The organism is Parabacteroides leei (assembly GCF_023369805.1).
Classification (GTDB): Bacteria; Bacteroidota; Bacteroidia; order Bacteroidales; family Tannerellaceae; genus Parabacteroides; species Parabacteroides leei.
The window spans coordinates 349,073-367,190 of the sequence record NZ_JAMBQG010000002.1 but is presented as its reverse complement, the minus strand read 5'-3'; the positions used below and the strand labels follow the sequence as shown (position 1 = coordinate 367,190).

The 18,118-nt window shown below is 43.3% G+C and carries 20 protein-coding genes; 9 read left to right on the top strand and 11 right to left on the bottom strand.

The features are described 5' to 3' along the window. Positions 1-22 precede the first annotated feature (22 nt). Together M1P97_RS05200 and M1P97_RS05195 are read left to right on the top strand one after the other, a co-directional pair. Complete coding sequence (locus M1P97_RS05200; protein ID WP_249388560.1) at positions 23-829, top strand: DUF5018-related domain-containing protein; 807 nt, start codon at positions 23-25, stop codon at positions 827-829. 97 nt (positions 830-926) lie between these two features. Then, the gene (locus M1P97_RS05195; protein WP_249388559.1) at positions 927-1,559 is read left to right on the top strand and encodes a hypothetical protein; all 633 of its coding nucleotides are present in this window, start codon (positions 927-929) and stop codon (positions 1,557-1,559) included. A gap of 52 nt (positions 1,560-1,611) precedes the next feature. Here the strand turns inward: M1P97_RS05195 and M1P97_RS05190 are convergent, their stop codons facing one another. Together M1P97_RS05190 and M1P97_RS05185 are read right to left on the bottom strand one after the other, a co-directional pair. Beyond that, a complete protein-coding gene (locus tag M1P97_RS05190) occupies positions 1,612-2,055 on the bottom strand; it encodes an META domain-containing protein (protein ID WP_195370745.1) in 444 nt (147 codons plus the stop codon). A 6-nt stretch (positions 2,056-2,061) separates the two neighbouring features. After that, positions 2,062-2,490, bottom strand: coding sequence for an META domain-containing protein (locus M1P97_RS05185; RefSeq protein WP_195370743.1), 429 nt, complete (start codon positions 2,488-2,490; stop codon positions 2,062-2,064). Between the two features lie 176 nt (positions 2,491-2,666). Here M1P97_RS05185 and M1P97_RS05180 point away from each other — a divergent pair, with 176 nt between their 5' ends. Next, the gene (locus M1P97_RS05180) at positions 2,667-3,914 is read left to right on the top strand and encodes a M23 family metallopeptidase (RefSeq protein WP_195370741.1); all 1,248 of its coding nucleotides are present in this window, start codon (positions 2,667-2,669) and stop codon (positions 3,912-3,914) included. An 87-nt stretch (positions 3,915-4,001) separates the two neighbouring features. Beyond that, the gene (locus tag M1P97_RS05175) at positions 4,002-4,370 is read left to right on the top strand and encodes a YccF domain-containing protein (protein WP_129729564.1); all 369 of its coding nucleotides are present in this window, start codon (positions 4,002-4,004) and stop codon (positions 4,368-4,370) included. Here the strand turns inward: M1P97_RS05175 and M1P97_RS05170 are convergent. The 9 genes from M1P97_RS05170 to ribD form a co-directional block, all read right to left on the bottom strand. Further along, positions 4,367-5,035 (bottom strand): M15 family metallopeptidase, encoded by a 669-nt coding sequence (locus M1P97_RS05170; RefSeq protein ID WP_195370737.1) that lies wholly within the window; start codon positions 5,033-5,035, stop codon positions 4,367-4,369. The two genes, M1P97_RS05175 and M1P97_RS05170, sit on opposite strands and share 4 nt — an antisense overlap. 11 nt (positions 5,036-5,046) lie before the next feature. Further along, on the bottom strand, positions 5,047-5,880 hold the full coding sequence (gene murI / locus M1P97_RS05165) for a glutamate racemase (protein WP_249388558.1): 834 nt from the start codon (positions 5,878-5,880) through the stop codon (positions 5,047-5,049). 79 nt (positions 5,881-5,959) lie between these two features. Next, on the bottom strand, positions 5,960-6,463 hold the full coding sequence (locus tag M1P97_RS05160) for an OmpH family outer membrane protein (protein ID WP_195370733.1): 504 nt from the start codon (positions 6,461-6,463) through the stop codon (positions 5,960-5,962). 69 nt (positions 6,464-6,532) lie between these two features. Further along, on the bottom strand, positions 6,533-7,048 hold the full coding sequence (locus tag M1P97_RS05155) for an OmpH family outer membrane protein (protein WP_028729699.1): 516 nt from the start codon (positions 7,046-7,048) through the stop codon (positions 6,533-6,535). Between the two features lie 124 nt (positions 7,049-7,172). Beyond that, positions 7,173-9,839 carry an outer membrane protein assembly factor BamA gene (gene bamA / locus M1P97_RS05150; RefSeq protein WP_195370731.1) on the bottom strand — a complete coding sequence of 889 codons (2,667 nt, stop codon included), beginning with the start codon at positions 9,837-9,839 and terminating at the stop codon, positions 7,173-7,175. A gap of 14 nt (positions 9,840-9,853) precedes the next feature. After that, entirely contained in the window at positions 9,854-10,597 is a 744-nt protein-coding gene (locus M1P97_RS05145; protein ID WP_195370729.1) for an isoprenyl transferase, read from the bottom strand. Positions 10,598-10,604: 7 nt separating this feature from the next. Next, entirely contained in the window at positions 10,605-11,324 is a 720-nt protein-coding gene (gene porG, locus M1P97_RS05140; RefSeq protein ID WP_195370727.1) for a type IX secretion system protein PorG, read from the bottom strand. Between the two features lie 80 nt (positions 11,325-11,404). Next, positions 11,405-12,826, bottom strand: coding sequence for a DUF6242 domain-containing protein (locus M1P97_RS05135; protein WP_249388557.1), 1,422 nt, complete (start codon positions 12,824-12,826; stop codon positions 11,405-11,407). 64 nt (positions 12,827-12,890) lie between these two features. Continuing rightward, a complete protein-coding gene (gene ribD / locus M1P97_RS05130) occupies positions 12,891-13,952 on the bottom strand; it encodes a bifunctional diaminohydroxyphosphoribosylaminopyrimidine deaminase/5-amino-6-(5-phosphoribosylamino)uracil reductase RibD (RefSeq protein ID WP_249388556.1) in 1,062 nt (353 codons plus the stop codon). Positions 13,953-14,006: 54 nt separating this feature from the next. Between ribD and prmC the strand changes: the two genes are divergently transcribed. The 5 genes from prmC to M1P97_RS05105 all read left to right on the top strand — a co-directional run bounded on the left by prmC (position 14,007) and on the right by M1P97_RS05105 (position 18,011). Beyond that, positions 14,007-14,867: a peptide chain release factor N(5)-glutamine methyltransferase gene (gene prmC, locus M1P97_RS05125; RefSeq protein WP_195370721.1), complete on the top strand. Its 861-nt coding sequence runs from the start codon at positions 14,007-14,009 to the stop codon at positions 14,865-14,867. After that, positions 14,855-15,346, top strand: a complete 492-nt coding sequence (locus tag M1P97_RS05120; protein ID WP_195370719.1) for a regulatory protein RecX — start codon at positions 14,855-14,857, stop codon at positions 15,344-15,346. The genes prmC and M1P97_RS05120 overlap by 13 nt, the downstream gene beginning before the upstream one ends. Then, complete coding sequence (locus M1P97_RS05115; protein ID WP_249388555.1) at positions 15,327-16,013, top strand: ComF family protein; 687 nt, start codon at positions 15,327-15,329, stop codon at positions 16,011-16,013. The genes M1P97_RS05120 and M1P97_RS05115 overlap by 20 nt, the downstream gene beginning before the upstream one ends. A 95-nt stretch (positions 16,014-16,108) precedes the next feature. Continuing rightward, positions 16,109-17,338: an AAA family ATPase gene (locus M1P97_RS05110; RefSeq protein ID WP_195370715.1), complete on the top strand. Its 1,230-nt coding sequence runs from the start codon at positions 16,109-16,111 to the stop codon at positions 17,336-17,338. Continuing rightward, positions 17,322-18,011, top strand: coding sequence for an RloB family protein (locus M1P97_RS05105; RefSeq protein ID WP_249388554.1), 690 nt, complete (start codon positions 17,322-17,324; stop codon positions 18,009-18,011). The genes M1P97_RS05110 and M1P97_RS05105 overlap by 17 nt, the downstream gene beginning before the upstream one ends. Positions 18,012-18,118: the final 107 nt, after the last annotated feature.

The following is an 18,118-nucleotide window of genomic DNA, read 5'->3' as shown; positions in this document are numbered from 1 at the left end:
TATTTAAAAAGATAATAAAGTCATGAAAATCAAAAGTATATTATTCGCAATAACATTAGCTATAACGGCTCTTTACGGCTGTCAAAGCGGAATTGTCTGGGATGAAGTACCCGAGTCGGTATATTCGGAACTGGACATGGGAACCGGTTTAGTAAGAAATCGTCCCCGGGAACTTTTTGTAAATAAAGTATGGCAGATCAACCATAATGATGGCAAAGGACAGTGGTTGGAAAATTATATTGCCCGGTCACTACTCAATTCTTTCGAAAACGGAATGGAATATGTAAACAATACCGGATCTAATATCACGATTTTAGATAAAACATTGGCTCCGGGAGAGAAAATGACGGTAAAAAACACATTGGAAATTGTAGATGACAGTTCCGCACCGGAAGGGAAAAAATATATTGCTCATATATTTTCTTTCGATAAAGTGGGTTATCACACCCCTAATAAAGGGCATGCTTTTATCCAATCTGCATTCGACAACGAAACAATAAAACCATACGGTTATTTCGAAAAAATAGAAAGTGATGCAAAGAGTGCAAAAGAAGATATGTATCGCTATGTCGTTATGCCTGTAAAACAAAACGAGATGGTTCTGGAGTTTATAATGAAAGACATTTATGCTTGCAGAGTAGATCCCGTTAACGGAGCGCCTAATCTGGGAACTCCGGGCGATTATACAAAACCACAGCAATATATGGTAACCAACATAGCTATCCGACCGGAAGGTGCGCCTGAGTACAAACGTTTATACGAGGTTCAGGTACATTTACTGGAAGTTACAGCCGAAGAAGCGAAAGAAAAGACTTCATATTCGTTGTAAGAAGTCGAAATAACAAAAAAGAAAGTAGTGAAGAGTAAAAACTCTCACTACTTTCTCTTCTTTTCTATTCTCTATCTTATTATTTTCAAATAACAATATGAAATACATCTTAATTCTATTAGCCGTTTTCCTCAGGTTTTCTGATGTTTTTGCACAGGAAAAACATTCCCCATACTTATTTCCGGAATTTACAGATTCATATATTTACTATAAAGACGGAAGAGTTTTCCTGGTTCCCGTTAATTACGACCTGTTTGACAACAAATTTGTGTTTATCGATAAAGACAACGAAAAGAAGGAATTCGCAGATCCGGAAAAGATCGTTTCTATAAAGGCAGGCACCCGAACATTTATTCCAATTTATGGAAAGGAAGTGGCAGAAGTCATACAAACCGAACCACGCATATTAGTCCGATACACCGGAAACAAACGCATCAAAAAAGATCTTACTTTCGGCGGAAAAACCGAAACAGCTTCTGTCGATAGCTATTCCAATCTTATCTATGGAACGGGAGAGAACGAAAAGAATACGGTTCTTGTTAAAATAGATTTTCAGTTTTATGTCGAAATAAACAAACGATTGAAACAATTTTCAACAGAGAAACAATTCCTGAAACTCTTCTCTAAACACAAGGTACAACTCAAAAAATATATTGATGGTCATAAGATAGATTTCGAGACTATTGGCGAAGTCAGAGAGTTATGCAACTATGCTCTATCTTTGAACTGAAAAGAGGTGGCTTCCTTCAACAGGGCCACCTCTCCTATTTTACAATTATCACTTATTTCTTTTGAATAACCATCAACTTTCCATTGTCAGTACCATAGAGAGCAACTGTATTCACTGGTTTTGTCAGCCCTTCCGCCTGAAAACGAACCACCTTGTTCAATGCATCCAAAAACTCCTGCTCACCTTTCATGTCAGGACAAGCCATCCGGGTAGTAGCCACCTGCGGAAACTTGATGATGTTTTTCTGTGCATCCGTATACTCGATGTTACCGTTCATTCGGTTACAGCCGGCATTACCGGACAGATGTTTACGGGCAACATCGATCACAATTAATTGTTTGCTGTCTGCCGGGTCCAGTCTCTTCCCGTTCAGTTCAACCACACTCCATTCACCGTCGAGATCGGAAAATGTGGCAACCACCGCTTTCTGAGATTTACAGGAAGCAAATACGGCAATACCTACCACAGCCAGACAGAGAAATAAATACTTCTTCATCTCTGATTAGTTTTTAGACAAAACAAACAAAACATTACCGGATCCATCAACCAGCATCATTTCGCTTTCAGAGTTGCCGGCTTTTACAGCTTTCACATCTCCTATTGCTTTAAAGATAGCATCTTCTGTCGACATATCCGGACAGGCCATCATCGTTGCGGCAGCCGGAGCGATCGTAATGGAAGATACATCGTTGTCATCCAATGTTACGGAGGTGTTGAACATATTGCAACCGCCATTACCATGCAGTTTATTCTGCGCCATATCAAATTCCATATATGGAGGTAATCCTTCTTTCAAGATCTTTTCGCCTTTTACCTCAATTACATTCCATTTACCTTCCAGTTTCTTAGCGTCTGTTTTGGCTTCAGAACAAGAAATCATCATCCCCAATACCATCGGGAGCATTAATACATAAAAAATTACTCTTTTCATAATCTATACTATTTGTTATATCACTTACAGGAATAAGACGTCAAATACGTCCAAATTGTTTCGCAAAAGTAAGCTATTTAGTCAACATTAACAAATGGATACAAATCATGCGAATGTACCACTTTATATTTTCCGTAAGTTTGCAGTTTTATGGATAAACAATAAAAGAGGATATAATGAAGGGATTCAACATTGCACCTATTTTGATCTTATTATTCATACTAGGTCTCTCCTGTAAAAACACACCCGAACAAACCGAAGAAGAAGTCGACAGCGAATGGATCGACAGCCAGCAACGCGTCTATCAATATGGCGTATGTATAGATACACTGGACGTGAAAGACTATAAGATGAAGAACGGCGACAACCCGGCTTCTATTTTTTCCAGCCTGGGCTTTTCTGCTTTGATGGCTGACAGTATCAGCCGGTCGTCTGTTGAAGTTCTCGACCCGACCAAACTACAGGCGGGTATGCATTACTACACATTCACAATGCAGGACAGTACGGCACAGATCCGTTACATCGCTTTCGCCAAGTCGCGGACAGATTACGCTGTGATCGACCTTACCGGCGACACCATACGCGCTTACGAATTTAATAAACCGATCACCTTAAAAAGGCACTACGTGGAAGGCACGCTGAATTCCTCTCTATGGAACGTTCTCCAGTCGAATGGTGTGAATCCTTTACTGGCAATCAATATAGCCGATGTCTTTGCCTGGCAGATAGATTTCTATGACGTAAAAGAGGGTGATTCGTTCCGTGTACTGTACGACATTGCTTATATCGATGACACGACTGCATTAAATATAAACAGCATCCAGGGAGCTGTATTCAACCACCAGGGGAAAGACTTCGTTGCCATTCCTTTTACCCAGGACAGCGTATTCGAATATTTCGATCAGGATGGGAACAGTTTACGCAAAGCTTTCCTGAAAGCACCGTTAGATATATTCCGCATAACTTCACGCTTCACCAATGCTCGTTTCCACCCGATATTGAAACGTTACCGTGCGCATCATGGGGTCGATTATGCAGCTCCTGTCGGAACACCGGTAAAAAGTATCGGAGCCGGAACGGTTATTGCCAAAGGCTATCAGAACGGTGGCGGGAATTTCCTGAAAGTAAAGCATAACTCGGTATATACTACCACTTATATGCACCTGAGCAAATTTGCCAAGGGTATACAGGTCGGAAGTCATGTACAACAAGGGGAAGTGATCGCTTACGTAGGTTCTACCGGATTATCGACAGGTCCTCACCTGGACTTCCGTGTACACAAAAACGGTGAGCCAATCAATCCACTGAATATGGAAGCTCCTCCTTCACTACCGGTCAAACCTGAACTACGCGATAGCTTTATGATTGTAAAACAACAGGTGTTTGCCGAACTGGACAGTCTGCGGATGCCTGCCCGGAGGTAAAGCGATGCTTGTCGGTTTCAGCTTCGATAACTATTGTTTTTAATCAGAATTATGTTACATTTGTGAACATGATAAATTCAGTGGCTTATGAAATTTCTTGGTAATATCATTTGGTTAATTTTCGGAGGACTGGTTACCAGTATCGAGTATCTGATCTCAAGCCTGTTATTAATGGTCACCATCATTGGTATACCGTTCGGGCTACAGACGTTAAAACTGGCTTTACTGGCCTTATGGCCCTTCGGTAGCACAGTCACGGACAACGGTAACTCCGGAGGCTGCCTTTGCATCATTATGAACATACTTTGGATCATATTGGGAGGTTTCTGGATCTGCCTGACTCATTTGGGATTCGGTCTTTTATTGTGCATCACGATAATCGGGATACCCTGGGGAAGACAGCATTTCAAGATGGCAGCTCTTGCACTGACTCCATTCGGTAAGAATATTAATTAATCCAATACTGGATAACTTTGCCGGGCTTCGGCCCGGCTGCAAGCATTAAAATGCCACCACTCGTAAGGGATCGTACGAAATCCGGCATTCATCATTATCCGACGGAGTAAACGCCGGTTATCAAACTCTTCACGGGTTATCTTTTCAGAGGCCAGCAAAACTTCTTCATTGTTGGTGTGGGCCTCTTCCCCAAAGAAATCAAAAGGACTTCCCATAGGCAAAGGCTGGCCTGTTTTATCCAGGATGGTGACATCCACTGCCATTCCGTAATTATGCAACCCTCCGCCGTTGGAAGGATTACTCACATAATTTACTTTATCAGTACCACGAACCAGACTCCACATCTTCCGTTGCACAGACATCGGACGGGCGGCATCATATACCACCAGCGTAAGCTCCGGGTGTTCTTTCTTAAGCAAATGTTGAGCTACAACCAATTTTTTGGCAGCATCGGGATGCAACCAGGCACGGGTAATACCGGAATAAACCGCTTCCCCTATAAAATTATCGGAAGTTGCATAAACGAGCTGCACACAAATAGTCGAATCCCATGCGGATACATCCACCATCCCTTTATTTTGCAGCCAGATATCCAGCTCTTCTGCCTTGCCATGCAAACAAGAAAGCAGCAACAGAAATAAAAAGATATGCCGGACTTGTCTCATATACCCCCTCCTTAGTCGATAGAGATTTGTTCTACTTCTATCGGATTATTCAAAAAGACAGAGGCAGTATCCGAAAACTTCCCGGCCGATTCTGTGGTCAGAAAGCGACATTCACCATGACGGGTCAACTTCCGATCCATTTCAGGATGTCTTTTCAGATAATCAATCAGGCTCACCGCTACGTATTCTCCTTGTGCGAAGACAGTGATCTCAGAGGGCAGATATTGTTTGATCTTACCGATCAATAATGGGTAATGCGTGCACCCCAATACCAGCGTATCAATCTGTGAGTCGAGAGACAGGATATGATCCAAATGTTTTTTCACAAAGTAATCGGCACCTGGAGAATCAAACTCGTTATTCTCAACCAGGGGAGCCCACATCGGGCAGGCTTCGCCGGTTACTTTTATATGAGGAAACATCTTCTCTATTTCAAGCGAATAAGATCGGGAAGAGATGGTGCCTGCAGTTCCCAGTATCCCGATATGCTTCGTTAAACTGACCCGGTCCATCATTTCCACTGTCGGACGTATTACGCCCAGTACACGGCGTGTGGGATCGACCACCGGCAGGTCACGTTGCTGAATAGTACGCAAAGCCTTTGCAGAAGCCGTATTACAGGCCAGGATAACCAGTTGGCAGCCTTCAGCGAACAACTTCATCACTGCCTGACGCGTAAAGCGGTATACCACCTCGAACGAACGCGGCCCATAAGGAGCCCGGGCATTGTCTCCCAGGTAAATATAATCGTAGTCAGGCATTGCCTCACGGATCTTGTCAAATACAGTCAGTCCGCCATAGCCGGAATCAAAAACTCCGATCGGACCCGGTTGTTGTGAAAACATATTCTTCCTTCTTTTATAACACAACAAAGGATGCCCTTCATAGAAAGGCATCCTTTGTTGTATCGTACTTTTGATTGTATTATTTCAAACCTAATTTAGCTTTTACAAACGGAGTAGCATCGATTGCTGAGCTACCAGTGTAAAGCACCATACCTGGGTTAGAATCGAGGATATAAGCATAACCTTTTTCATCACCAACAGCTTTGATTGCATTTCTTACTTTGTCCTGGATCGGTGTAAACAACTCCTGCTGTTTTTTATCCATATCCTGACGAGCTACCTGAGTGAAGTTCTGAACTCTTTGTTCGATATCTGAAAGTTCCTGCATTCTTCTCAACTTGATATTTTCAGTCAATGAATCCTGTTGAGCGATATAGTCAGCATATTTCTTTTCGTATTCATCCTGCATAGTCTTCATTTCACCCATGTACTTGTCGTTCATCTGTTTCAAAGTTTCCTGCATAGCAGTTACTTCAGGCATTAAAGGAATAAGTTCGTTTGTATTAACAATTGCCACTTTCATGTCCTGAGCAAAAACTCCTAACGGGAGGATCATCAACAATAAAATAATCAGTTTCTTCATTTTCTATAAAATATTACTTGTTATTAATCAATCAATTTTTTTGTGCATAAAGCGCACAAATGTAAGCATTTATTTTGAATATCCTAACTTTAACAGCACTTCATTGCTGATATCGATCTTTGGAGATGCAAAAATAATACTCATAGCTGAAGCACGGTCAACAACAAGTTGATATCCCTTGTCTTCCGATATTTCCTTCACTGCATTATAAATTTCATCCTGTATTGGTTTCATCAAGCTTTCACGCTTTTTGAACAATTCACCTTCAGGTCCGAAATAAGTACGTTTCAGGTCTTGCGCTTCCTGTTCCTTCTTCACGATTTCTTCTTCACGCTTCGTCTTCATTTCAGCTGAAAGGAATACCAAATCACTCTGATAGGTCTTATACATATTTTGCGCCTCCTGCTGTATTGCTTCCACCTCATTCTGCCATTTCTTTGACACCTGGCTTAATTGTTCGTTTGTCATTTCATAAGCCGGAATATTCTTCAGGATATATTCCATATCTATCAATGCAAACTTTTGCGCCATCCCGGCAAAAGAGCAAAGGAGCATCATACAACTCAAAACAATAATCTTCTTCATACGCTTTCTTTTTATAGTTTCACTCTCTGACTACAAATATAGCGGAGGGTTTACTTTGTTCCAATGAATTATGGTTAACGCTTAATGCTGAATTGTTAATTTTCAATTAATCTACCGCTTACAATTAGAACTCTTGTCCAATGATGAAGTGGAAATTGCTACCACCTGCACTACGAGATCCATCTACTTTGTCGAAACCATATGCCCAGTCGATACCCATCAAACCGATCATCGGAAGGAAGATACGTACACCGACGCCGGCAGAACGTTTCAGGTCGAACGGATTAAAGCTCTTCAAATCTTTCCAAGCGTTACCGGCTTCAACAAATACAAGACCGTAGATAGTAGAAGACGGTTCCAACAGGAACGGATAACGTAACTCCATGGCCAGACGGGAGTAAGCATAACCATACGAGTTATAACCTCCGTTACCGGCGATACTTCCGTTTTCGTAACCTCTCAAACCGATAGTTTCAGTTGCATAGGTACTGGAGTATCCACTCATACCGTCACCACCCATATAGAAGGTTTCGAAGGGAGAACGTTTGTGTTTGTTGTAAGATCCCAAGAATCCGTATTCAACACGAGTCATCAATACCGGTGTACGCTTTACTGACATAGGAGCCAGCGGAGAGAACAACTTCGCTTTGAACTTCCATTTATGGTATTCGATAAACTTGAACTTGCTTTCGTCATTGTCGCTCATGTTAGCATAATCCTTGCCATCCCACAATGAGTAAGGAGGAGTTGCACTAACTGAGAAAGAGAACTGCGAACCACGACGAGTATACAACGGGTTGTCGATAGAGTTACGCTGTAACATCAACTCCAGGTTTACGTTGTGACAAGTTCCGTTCTGAACCAGAAAGTATGCCCAGTCGTGCATGATATACATCTGATAGTTCAGCGTTGCCATAAACTGGAAGTAGTCGTCCGGCCAAGTCAAACGCTTACCGTAACCGGCAGAAAGACCGAACATCATGATCGATTTATCCGGGTCGTATGCCAGTTCATAATTATTATTATAGTAGTTGTTATAATAACCACCGTAGCCACCATACATACCACCATAGTTGTAACCGGGATAATAACCGCCATAGTTAGCCATGCTGTTATTATAGTAATTACTGCTAATGTCAGTCTGTTTGGAGAAATAAGCACTTACAGAAAGTGTATTCGGACGTCTTCCGCCGAACCACGGGTCCATAAATGAAATACTGTATGCCTGGTAGTAGCGTCCGTTGGTCTGGCCACTCAATGTCAGAGTCTGGCCTTCACCCTGTGGGATAATACCTTTATATGTCTTCGGGTTCAAGAAGTTCTTCATGGAGAAGTTGGTAAACTTCAAACTCAATTTACCGATCACACCCGTTTGTCCCCAACCGGCCGAGAACTCGATCTGGTCGTTGGCCTTCGATGTCAGGTTATACTGGATATCCACTGTTCCGTTCTCCGGATCAGGCAGTGGTTTCGGGTCCATGTTTTCCGGGTCGAAGTGTCCCATCTGGGCTATTTCACGAACAGAACGCATCAGGTCTTCACGACTGAATAACATACCCGGTTTGGTACGAAGCTCACGACGTACGATATCTTCATACAAACGGTCGTTACCATTGATAATAACACGGTTGATAGTTGCCTGCGGGCCTTCCTGAATACGTACTTCCAATGAGATAGAGTCGTTATCCACATCCACTTCCACCGGGTCGGCGCTAAAGAAGATGTAACCATTGTTATAATATACATTGGATACGGCATCTTCATCCAGCGACAGACGCTCGTTCAATTTCTTCTGGTTATAAACTTCGCCAGGTTTCATACCCAGAATTGCTTCCAGATAATCCGAAGCATACTGCGTATTACCAACGAAGCGAATATCTTTCAGGTAATATTTGTCACCTTCTTCCAACTTCAGGAAGATGTCGACTTTCTTATCATTGTAGTTAACGACACTGTCGGACAACAAGACTGCGTCACGATAACCGTGTTCGTTATACTTGGCTATGATGTTAGCCTTGTCTTTTTCATATTCTTCGGTCGTAAATTTCTTGGTGCTGAATGCTTCCAGGATACTAGTCTTCCAGTCGTTCGGAAGACTGAACTTTTCGTTGGTCTTCTTCATCGCTTTCTTCAGGTCCCGTGCTGATAAAGCCTCATTCCCTTCAAAATAGATACGGTGGATCTTGGTCTTTTCATTCTTGTCGATATTGATATCTACGATCACCTCGCCTTCATGGGCCAGGTCGTCGCGCTGAACGATATCCACATCCACATTCTTAAATCCTTTTCCATCGAAGAACTTCTGGATAACGATCTTCGCACGGTCCATCAGGTTCGGAGTAACCTGGAACCCCTTCTTCAAGCCCAACTTGGCTTCAAGGTCTTCCCTTTCCCCTTTCTTGATTCCATGATAATTTACTTCCGATATACGGGGACGTTGCTTCAACTGGATTTCCAGCCAGACTTCGTCACCTTCAATCTTGGTTGCCAGGATTTTTACATCCGAAAACAATCCGTGTTTCCAAAAACGCTTCACCGCTGTTGTAATCTCGTCTCCGGGGATAGTGACCATGTCACCGACCGATAGTCCCGAAAAACCGATTAACACGAAATCATCATAATTCTTAATACCCGTTACCTTAATGTCGGCAATCTTATACCGTTTGGGAAACGAATAATTAATGACCGGCACTTCTGCCGGTGCTTCAACCTTGGTAGTGTCACTTTCCTGGGCAAATGCTCCGCAGGCAAAACCTAGGAAAATAAAAAACAGCACTATTCTTTTGTACATATAACAGCTATTGTTTATAAGATTAATTGCTCACTTGTTTTACCGAAACGACGTTCGCGTTGCTGGTAATACAATATAGCTTCATACAACTCTTCTTCTCTGAATGCCGGCCAATACACATCGGTAAAGAAGAATTCCGCATAAGACGCCTGCCACAGCAGGAAGTTACTGATGCGTTTTTCTCCACCGGTCCTGATCAATAGATCCGGATCGGGAATGCCTTTAGTCGTTAGGTGGTCCGAGACAACTGCCTCGGTTATATCGTTGGGGTTTATTTTCTTTTCCAACACTTGAACAGCAAGCTGTCTGACAGCTTCCGTTATCTCCCAGCGGGAAGAATAACTGAGAGCCAATACGAGCGTGGTACCTGTATTGGCTGATGTTTGTTTTATACAATCCAGCAAAGTGGCATGTGCATCTTCAGGCAGACGGTCCAAGTTACCGATAGCCATCAGACGGACATTATTTTTCATCAGATCCGGCGTTTCACGATGGATGGCCGACACCAGCAAGCTCATCAGAGCTTTTACTTCTGCTTCCGGACGATTCCAGTTTTCTGTTGAAAAGGTGTACACTGTAAGGTACTTCAGTCCAATAGCCGTTGCCGCCTCAACTACTTTACGTACGGAGACAACGCCTTCCTGGTGTCCATAGCTCCGGTCTTTCCCCTGCGCTTTGGCCCAACGTCCGTTTCCATCCATAATAATCGCCACATGTTGCGGCAAGCGATTTTTGTCTATTTCCTCAATCAATGACATAGTGTTTTCAGTATCTAAACGTACTGTTGCTGTTTATACTATTACATGGCCTGTTACGCGGACCGAAGTCCCAGGTAACAGATAGCAGTAAAAATGAATACCAATCTTTGTTCTTCAAGAAACTGCCACCGGTCTGATAGGGATTATCCAATATTGCATTGCTATCGTCCGTCACATCGAAATTATCTCCGAATAACTTACGGAACGAGAACTCGCAACCCAGGTTGATCCTGTTCTTGACCTTATATTTCACTCCTACCCCTAATGGGATATTCGGTCCGAAAAACATCTTATTCCCTGTACCCACCGTGACACCCAGTCCCAGGAGAACATACGGAGTAAAACGCTTCGCTCCTGCATAAGCAAATTTATCACTGTACGGCATGAAGTTGAACTCCATCTGACCGCCCAGCTCTATCAGGCTACGGCTGAACGATGCTTGCGCATTGTCCGGAAAAACATTTTCCAGTCCTTCCGTATTACCCGATACCTGCCCCCACATCAGATTGCTTTTAAAGGCCCATCTGAAGTTAGGATTATAACGGAACACAACCCCTACCGCGGGGTTCATCCCTTTGAAGAAAGCATTCTTGTTGGCATCCCCCATATAGAAGGCGCCTCCTGCCATCCCGCCTATTTCATATTTATATTCCTGTGCATGGAGACCAATAAATGAGCCGGCCAGCAGTATCAGTATAAGAATCCGTTGAAAAAAAGTTGAAGTCATAAACAATGCTATTATATTACTACACTTCTTTTTCTAACGTCAAATTCTTCCTAAAATTATACTTTCCTCCACGAACTTTATCAATCCTTAAAACCTAAACGGTTTATACGTCCCTTCCAGATCTGATCCAGATCATTTGCACTATTGTTCTCCTTACCGCCGAAAATCAGCATAAATTTCTCTTTATCCACCAACACAGAAGCAAAACCTCTGGCCTTATAATTTTCCGGCATAACAGCTAATGTATCCGACAATGTCCACGACACACCACCATCTATAGAGAAATAAATATCTTTCAAAGCCTTATTCGATTCGTCGATACCGCCGACCATACAGAACTTATCATCGTAAGCAGAAAGCATAACCCCTTCTCTCTTATCGAAATAATCCGACTCCATATCGGTTAACAGCACCCATGAAGCACCGGTCATCGTACTCCAGGCTGCATTCAGCAGTTTGCCGTCTTTATCTTTACCGGCAACGACCGTAAGGCTTTCGCGGAACATATTCAGGCTCGACAAAGAACCGAAACCGCTCACAGGGAAACCGGCCGGAACAACACCACCTGTCGTCCATTTCTGATCCTTATCCATTATGGCGTAGTTCAATGTACCGTTATTATCGACAATAGTAGCCAAAGCCGACGGTTGATTCAAACCACCGCTTTTTATTGCACCCAATACCGTTTTAACTGACGGACCCTGGTCAACCTGCGTCCACTTCTGTCCGTCAACCGACTGATAAAGTGCGCCTTTCGTTGTAGGCACATACAAAGCATCTTCATATTCGGTCATCTGCGACAAACGAACTTCACCGGCAGGCAGACCTTCCAACGAAAGCTCTGTCCAGCTTCTTCCATCCGACACGGAAGAACTCTTCAAGGAGTATCCCTTGCTGGCATCAGCTGCTTGCATGTACATATAATAGTACTCGTCATTTTCCGATCCCCAGGCAACCACTTTCTGTTCCTTTACAGGGAAACCGAATACATTATCTGCATACAGATCCCACGACATAGAGTCGGGCACCACCTGATGCACATTCACCTGAGCGATATACGTTTTCTTGGCAATCCCGTCATAAGCGGCAGTCACCATCTTTACGGGTTTAGAGAAATCCAAAGAGTCTGTCAAATTCCAGTAATAGGTAGAATCGGGCAAGGCGTCCTGGGTTACTTCGATAGAAGCCATCCCGTTAGCATACGTTACCGTACAAACTACTTTTTCTATTACAGTTCCAAAAGGCAGGGAATCCGGATTAAAAATACGTCCGTTCACCTGGTCGATCACAAACTTCACTGTATCCAGCTTGCCACCAAGAATCGAATCATGCTTTACTGTAAAAGAAGTAATCTGACAATCCTTTGGTAACTCATACTCATTATCGTCCGATCCCAGACAGGAAGACAATAACAATGCAATACATCCCGCTACAAATAGTACTATTCTATTTTTCATCCAAAAATAAGTTTGTTGCATATAAAGCCACAAAAGTAGAAACATTTTTTGCTTTATACCCAATATCGGCTAATATTTATAATATTTTAGTTCCGTTAAACTACTTCGCTCACTGATTTTTCCGTGAAAAAACAGATATTACATGATCCTGACGTTTAATCACCTCCGTTAACGACAAAGAAGGAGCCAGATTTATATCCGGTGCCTTTACGCCCGCTTCCAGAAAAACCGGAGCTGTTTCGACAAACATCTTATCCCAGAGATCTTCCTGTAAAAAATGTCCAAGAAGAGTAGCACCACCCTCAACCATCAGGGAATTCAGTTTACGGGTATACAATTCATGCAAGACTTGCGGCAGGACAGGTTGTAAAAAATCAATCTTTACATACTCCACATTTTCGCTGCCCACCGCATCTTCAGCCGTAAAGACCAATGTCTTGACCGTCCCGTCGAATAAATGATTACCGGAAGGGATACGCAATGTCCTGTCGAGTACGACCCTTACAGGCGACTTTCCCGCCCAATGCCGTACCGTCAACGACGGATTATCCAACAAGGCCGTCTGTGTACCCACCATAATGGCCGCCACATTGGCACGCATACAGTGTACCCTGCGAAGCATCTCTGCCGACGAAAGAACGACTGCCGGAGTGGAATTGTCCGTCCGTACCCGATCCATAAAACCGTCGGCACTCTGCGCCCATTTCAGATAGACGTAAGGGCGTCCCAGTTGTTGGAAAGTCATAAAATCGCGGTTCAACTCCCGGGCTTCCTGCTCCATCACCCCGGTCACCACCTCTACTCCGGCCTCCCGTAGTATCCTTACCCCTCTTCCCGACACCTTAGGGAAAGGATCCAGACACCCTATCACAACACGTGGAATCTGCTTTCTTATGATCAATTCCGCACAAGGAGGCGTCTTCCCGTAATGGGAACAAGGCTCCAGGCTAACGTACATCGTAGACTCTTTCAACAAAGACTCATCCTTTACCGAAGCGATCGCGTTCACCTCGGCATGCGCTTCGCCGCACTTCCTGTGATACCCTTCCCCGATAATTTTACCTTGGTGCACGACCACGGCTCCCACCATCGGATTAGGCGCCACATTTCCTGCTCCACCCCGGGCCAGTGAAATACAACGAGCCATATATTTATTTTCAACCTCGACCATTTTCTTTGCTTATAAATGGTTTTTACATTACTTTTGCACTAAAATTAAATTATCATGACTGAGACCGTCGCTTATATACAAGACACGCTGAAAGACTATTATCCACTAAGTGAAATCAAGGCATTCACCCGCCTGATAATGGAACGTGTGTGCGATATTCAGCCACATCAATTCTTACTTTGCAAAGATAAAGAATTATCCGAGAAGGAAAAGTCGGAGATTCATAATATAGTAGAACGACTCACCAAATACGAACCGATCCAGTACATATTCGGTAAAACCGATTTCTACGGATTTGAGTTCGAGGTTAATCCTTCCGTATTGATCCCGCGTCCCGAAACCGAGGAGTTGGTCGAACTGATCGTCCGCGATTATCCTCAAAAGAAAGAACTGGATATACTAGATATAGGAACCGGTAGCGGCTGCATTGCCATTACTTTGAAGAAGTTGCTGAACAAGTCGCAAGTATATGCGCTCGACATTTCGGAAGAGGCTCTGAAAACAGCCAAACGGAATGCGGTACGCAACAGGGCTGTAATCACCTTCTTTCAAAAAGATATCCTGACCCCGTCAAAAACGGCTGATTCTATCGAAGAAGAGTTCGACATCATCGTCAGCAACCCTCCTTACGTCATGGAGAAGGAGAAAGCCGCCATGGACCCGAATGTACTCGACTATGAGCCTTCCCTGGCCCTGTTCGTCCCCAACGACAATCCGTTATTGTATTACCACCGCATCACTATGTTTGCAGAACAGAAGCTGAAAAAGAAAGGATATATCTACTTCGAGATCAACTCACAACTGGGAGAACAGACGGTCAACATGCTCCGCCTGATGGAATTCAAGAATGTCGAACTAATACAAGACTTGTCCGGAAAAGACCGTTTTGTGAAAGCACAGACATGGAACAGATAACGGAAGCCGAAATGCTGCGTCGTGCAGCCGCCTACTGCTCTACTGCCGAACGTTGCATACAAGACGTACAGAAGAAGATACAGGCGGCCGGCCTCACCTCTGAGGAAGGCGAGCGTATCATTGCCCGCCTGCTTCAGGAAAAGTTCATTGACGAAAGCCGGTTTTCCGGTTACTTCGTAAACGACAAGTTGCGTTTCAACAAATGGGGACGCATCAAGATCGCATACGAACTGCATAAGAAAAACATTCCTGCCTCCATCCGTTCGGAGGCGTTGGAAAGAATCGACGAAAAAGAATATGAAGGTATCCTCCTTGCCTTATTGAAAGCAAAGAAAAAGTCTGTCAAAGGGAAAGACGAAAGAGATATCTACACCAAACTCCTCCGCTTTGCCGCCGGCCGTGGTTTCGAAAGCCGTGAAGCAATACGTTGCCTGAAACAATTATTCAAAGGGAACGATTATGAGGAAGACTTTGAATAACCTGCTGAATCTTTTCTTTCCCAAGCTTTGCCTGTTATGTAACGACCCGCTTATGGGAGGTGAGGAACATTTCTGCCTCAAATGTCTGTGCGACCTGCCTCGTACCGGGTTCGACTATCTGAAAGAGAACCCCGCCACTCATTTATTCACCGGCAAAGTCTTTATCTGCCATGCGGCAGCTTTCCTGCATTACGAGCGGGGAGGGCACGTGCAACAGCTTATCCACGAACTGAAGTATAACGATAATAAGGAGATCGGTTTCCGGCTGGGACGCATGGCGGGACTGGACTACCGTCAATCTATCCTCTCCGACCTTCCCGATCTGATCCTCCCCGTACCGCTTCATTCCAAAAAGAAAAAGAAACGCGGATACAACCAGTCGGAATGGATCGCCCGGGGCATAAACAGCGTACTGAAACTACCGGTCGACACCTCCAGCCTATGCCGTATCCGGGCAAACGAAACACAGACAAAGAAACAGGTGTACGACCGTTGGCTGAATGTACAGGAAATCTTCATCGTCACCAACCCCGAAACCCTGAAAGGCAAACATATCTTACTGATAGACGATGTCATCACAACCGGCTCTACTCTCGGAGCCTGCGCCGAAGCGTTACTGACCGTACCGGGGGTACGGGTGAGCGTGCTGGCGGTGGCGATAGCGTAAAGAATGAGAAAAAACCGCAATAATTAAAGAATACATTGTTTTTATAGGTATATTTGAAGCAAATTGCGAGAACATCTCTCAAAACAAACAAGACAATGATTAATCTGATTGAATTCACTGTAGAGAATTTTTTATCTTTTAAAGATAAGAAAACATTAAGTATGGAAGCCTCCAATATCAAAGAGCTTCCCGATAATATATTGAAAACAGCCAATTACAAGCTACTTAAATCCGCAGCCATCTACGGAGCAAACTCCAGTGGAAAGAGTAATTTGATAAAGGCTTTAAAATTTATGCAAGATACAATCATGAACTCTTCAAAGCTCAATTCCACCGATAAACTAAATGTATCTCCTTTTATGTTGGCAAAAGAGAACCGCTCTCTTCCCTCTTATTTTGAGATATTATTTATCCAATGGGAAGAATACTATAGATACGGTTTTGAATTAGATAATGATAAAATCCATTCGGAGTGGCTATATACAGTTCCCAAAGGAGCAAAGAAAGAACAACCTCTTTTCCTTCGGGAAAATGAAAGCATTGGCATTTCGGACATCTTTTTAGAAGCAAAGGGATTGGAAGAGCGAACAAGAGACAATGGTCTTTTTCTCTCCGTTTGCGATCAATTCAATGTAAAGCGAGCAAAAGAAATTATTGAAAGTATAAACGATATTCGTATTTTATCTGGAGTGAATCATGATCCATTTAAAAGTATGACATCTGTATATCTAAAAAACGAATCAAAACTAACTAAAAAATTCTTCCAAGACCTGCAATTGGGATTTATTGATATAGACTTACTCAATGAAGAATATAATTGGCGAGATAAAGCTAATACTATTCATAATATATATGATATATCAGGCAATAAAATAGGTAAACATTCTTTCATCATTACAGAGAGTGAATCTGCAGGAACTAATAAAGTATTTGACATTGCTGGATTCATTTTATACACTTTACAATATGGTCTACCTCTTGTTATCGACGAACTTGATGCCAAACTACACCCTTTACTGACAAAGAAAATCATAGAGATGTTCCATTCTCCGGAAATAAACAAAAGAGGTGCCCAACTCATCTTTGCCACTCACGACACCAATCTGTTGGGTTGCGATTGTTTCCGGCGCGATCAGATATGGTTTACCGAGAAAGATGAGAAAGAGCAAACCGACCTATATTCGCTGGTCGAGTTCCGCGATCCGGACGGCACAAAAGTGCGTAATGACCGGAACTACGAGAAAGATTATATACAAGGACGCTATGGCGCCATTCCATTCATTGGTGATTTTTCAAATCTGATGAAATATGGCAAAGAGGATTGACATCAACAGTTTCCACAATCGTTTCGAACGAGACGGCTCACGGAATAAACGGGCAGTCGGCACCCGTAATCAGCGAGTTTACTTCCTCATTGTTTGTGAAGGACAGAAAACGGAACCTCATTATTTTTCTTCGTTCAACAACAGTCTTCCACCCTACACACTGGATATAGAAACACAAGGCGAAGGGTGCGATCCGTTGGGCGTTGTCAATGCAGCTATCGAGCTCAAAAAAAGCAGCCCTAAGCCTCTGAACAGTGTATGGGCTGTATTCGACAAAGACGACTTTCCTGCATCCCGGTTTCATCAGGCCATCGAAAAGGCAGAAAGAAACGGAATAAAGTGTGCCTGGTCGAACGAAGCGTTTGAACTGTGGTATGTGCTACACTTCCTCTATCGGAATACACCAATGTCTCGCACGGAATACCAGAAGTGCATCGAAAAAGAAATGAACCAGAAAATACTGGAGCAAGACGGTAAAAAAGGAAAATTCATCTATCGCAAAAATGCTAAAGATATGCATGATTTACTACTGAAATATGGCAACGAAGCGCAAGCGATAAAATGGGCGGAGAAACTTGCCGGAACATTCGACACAACAGAATATGTCAAACATAATCCCTGCACAATGGTCTTCCGCCTGGTGGACGAACTTAATAATCCGGGAAAAGTTTGAGCAAATAAATGCTTGCTTCACAAAAAAACTAAACTCTTTCTATATATACGAAAGCCCCGGCAGGAAATCCTGTCGGGGCTTTGTTTTGTCTGTTGTTGCTCTTCACA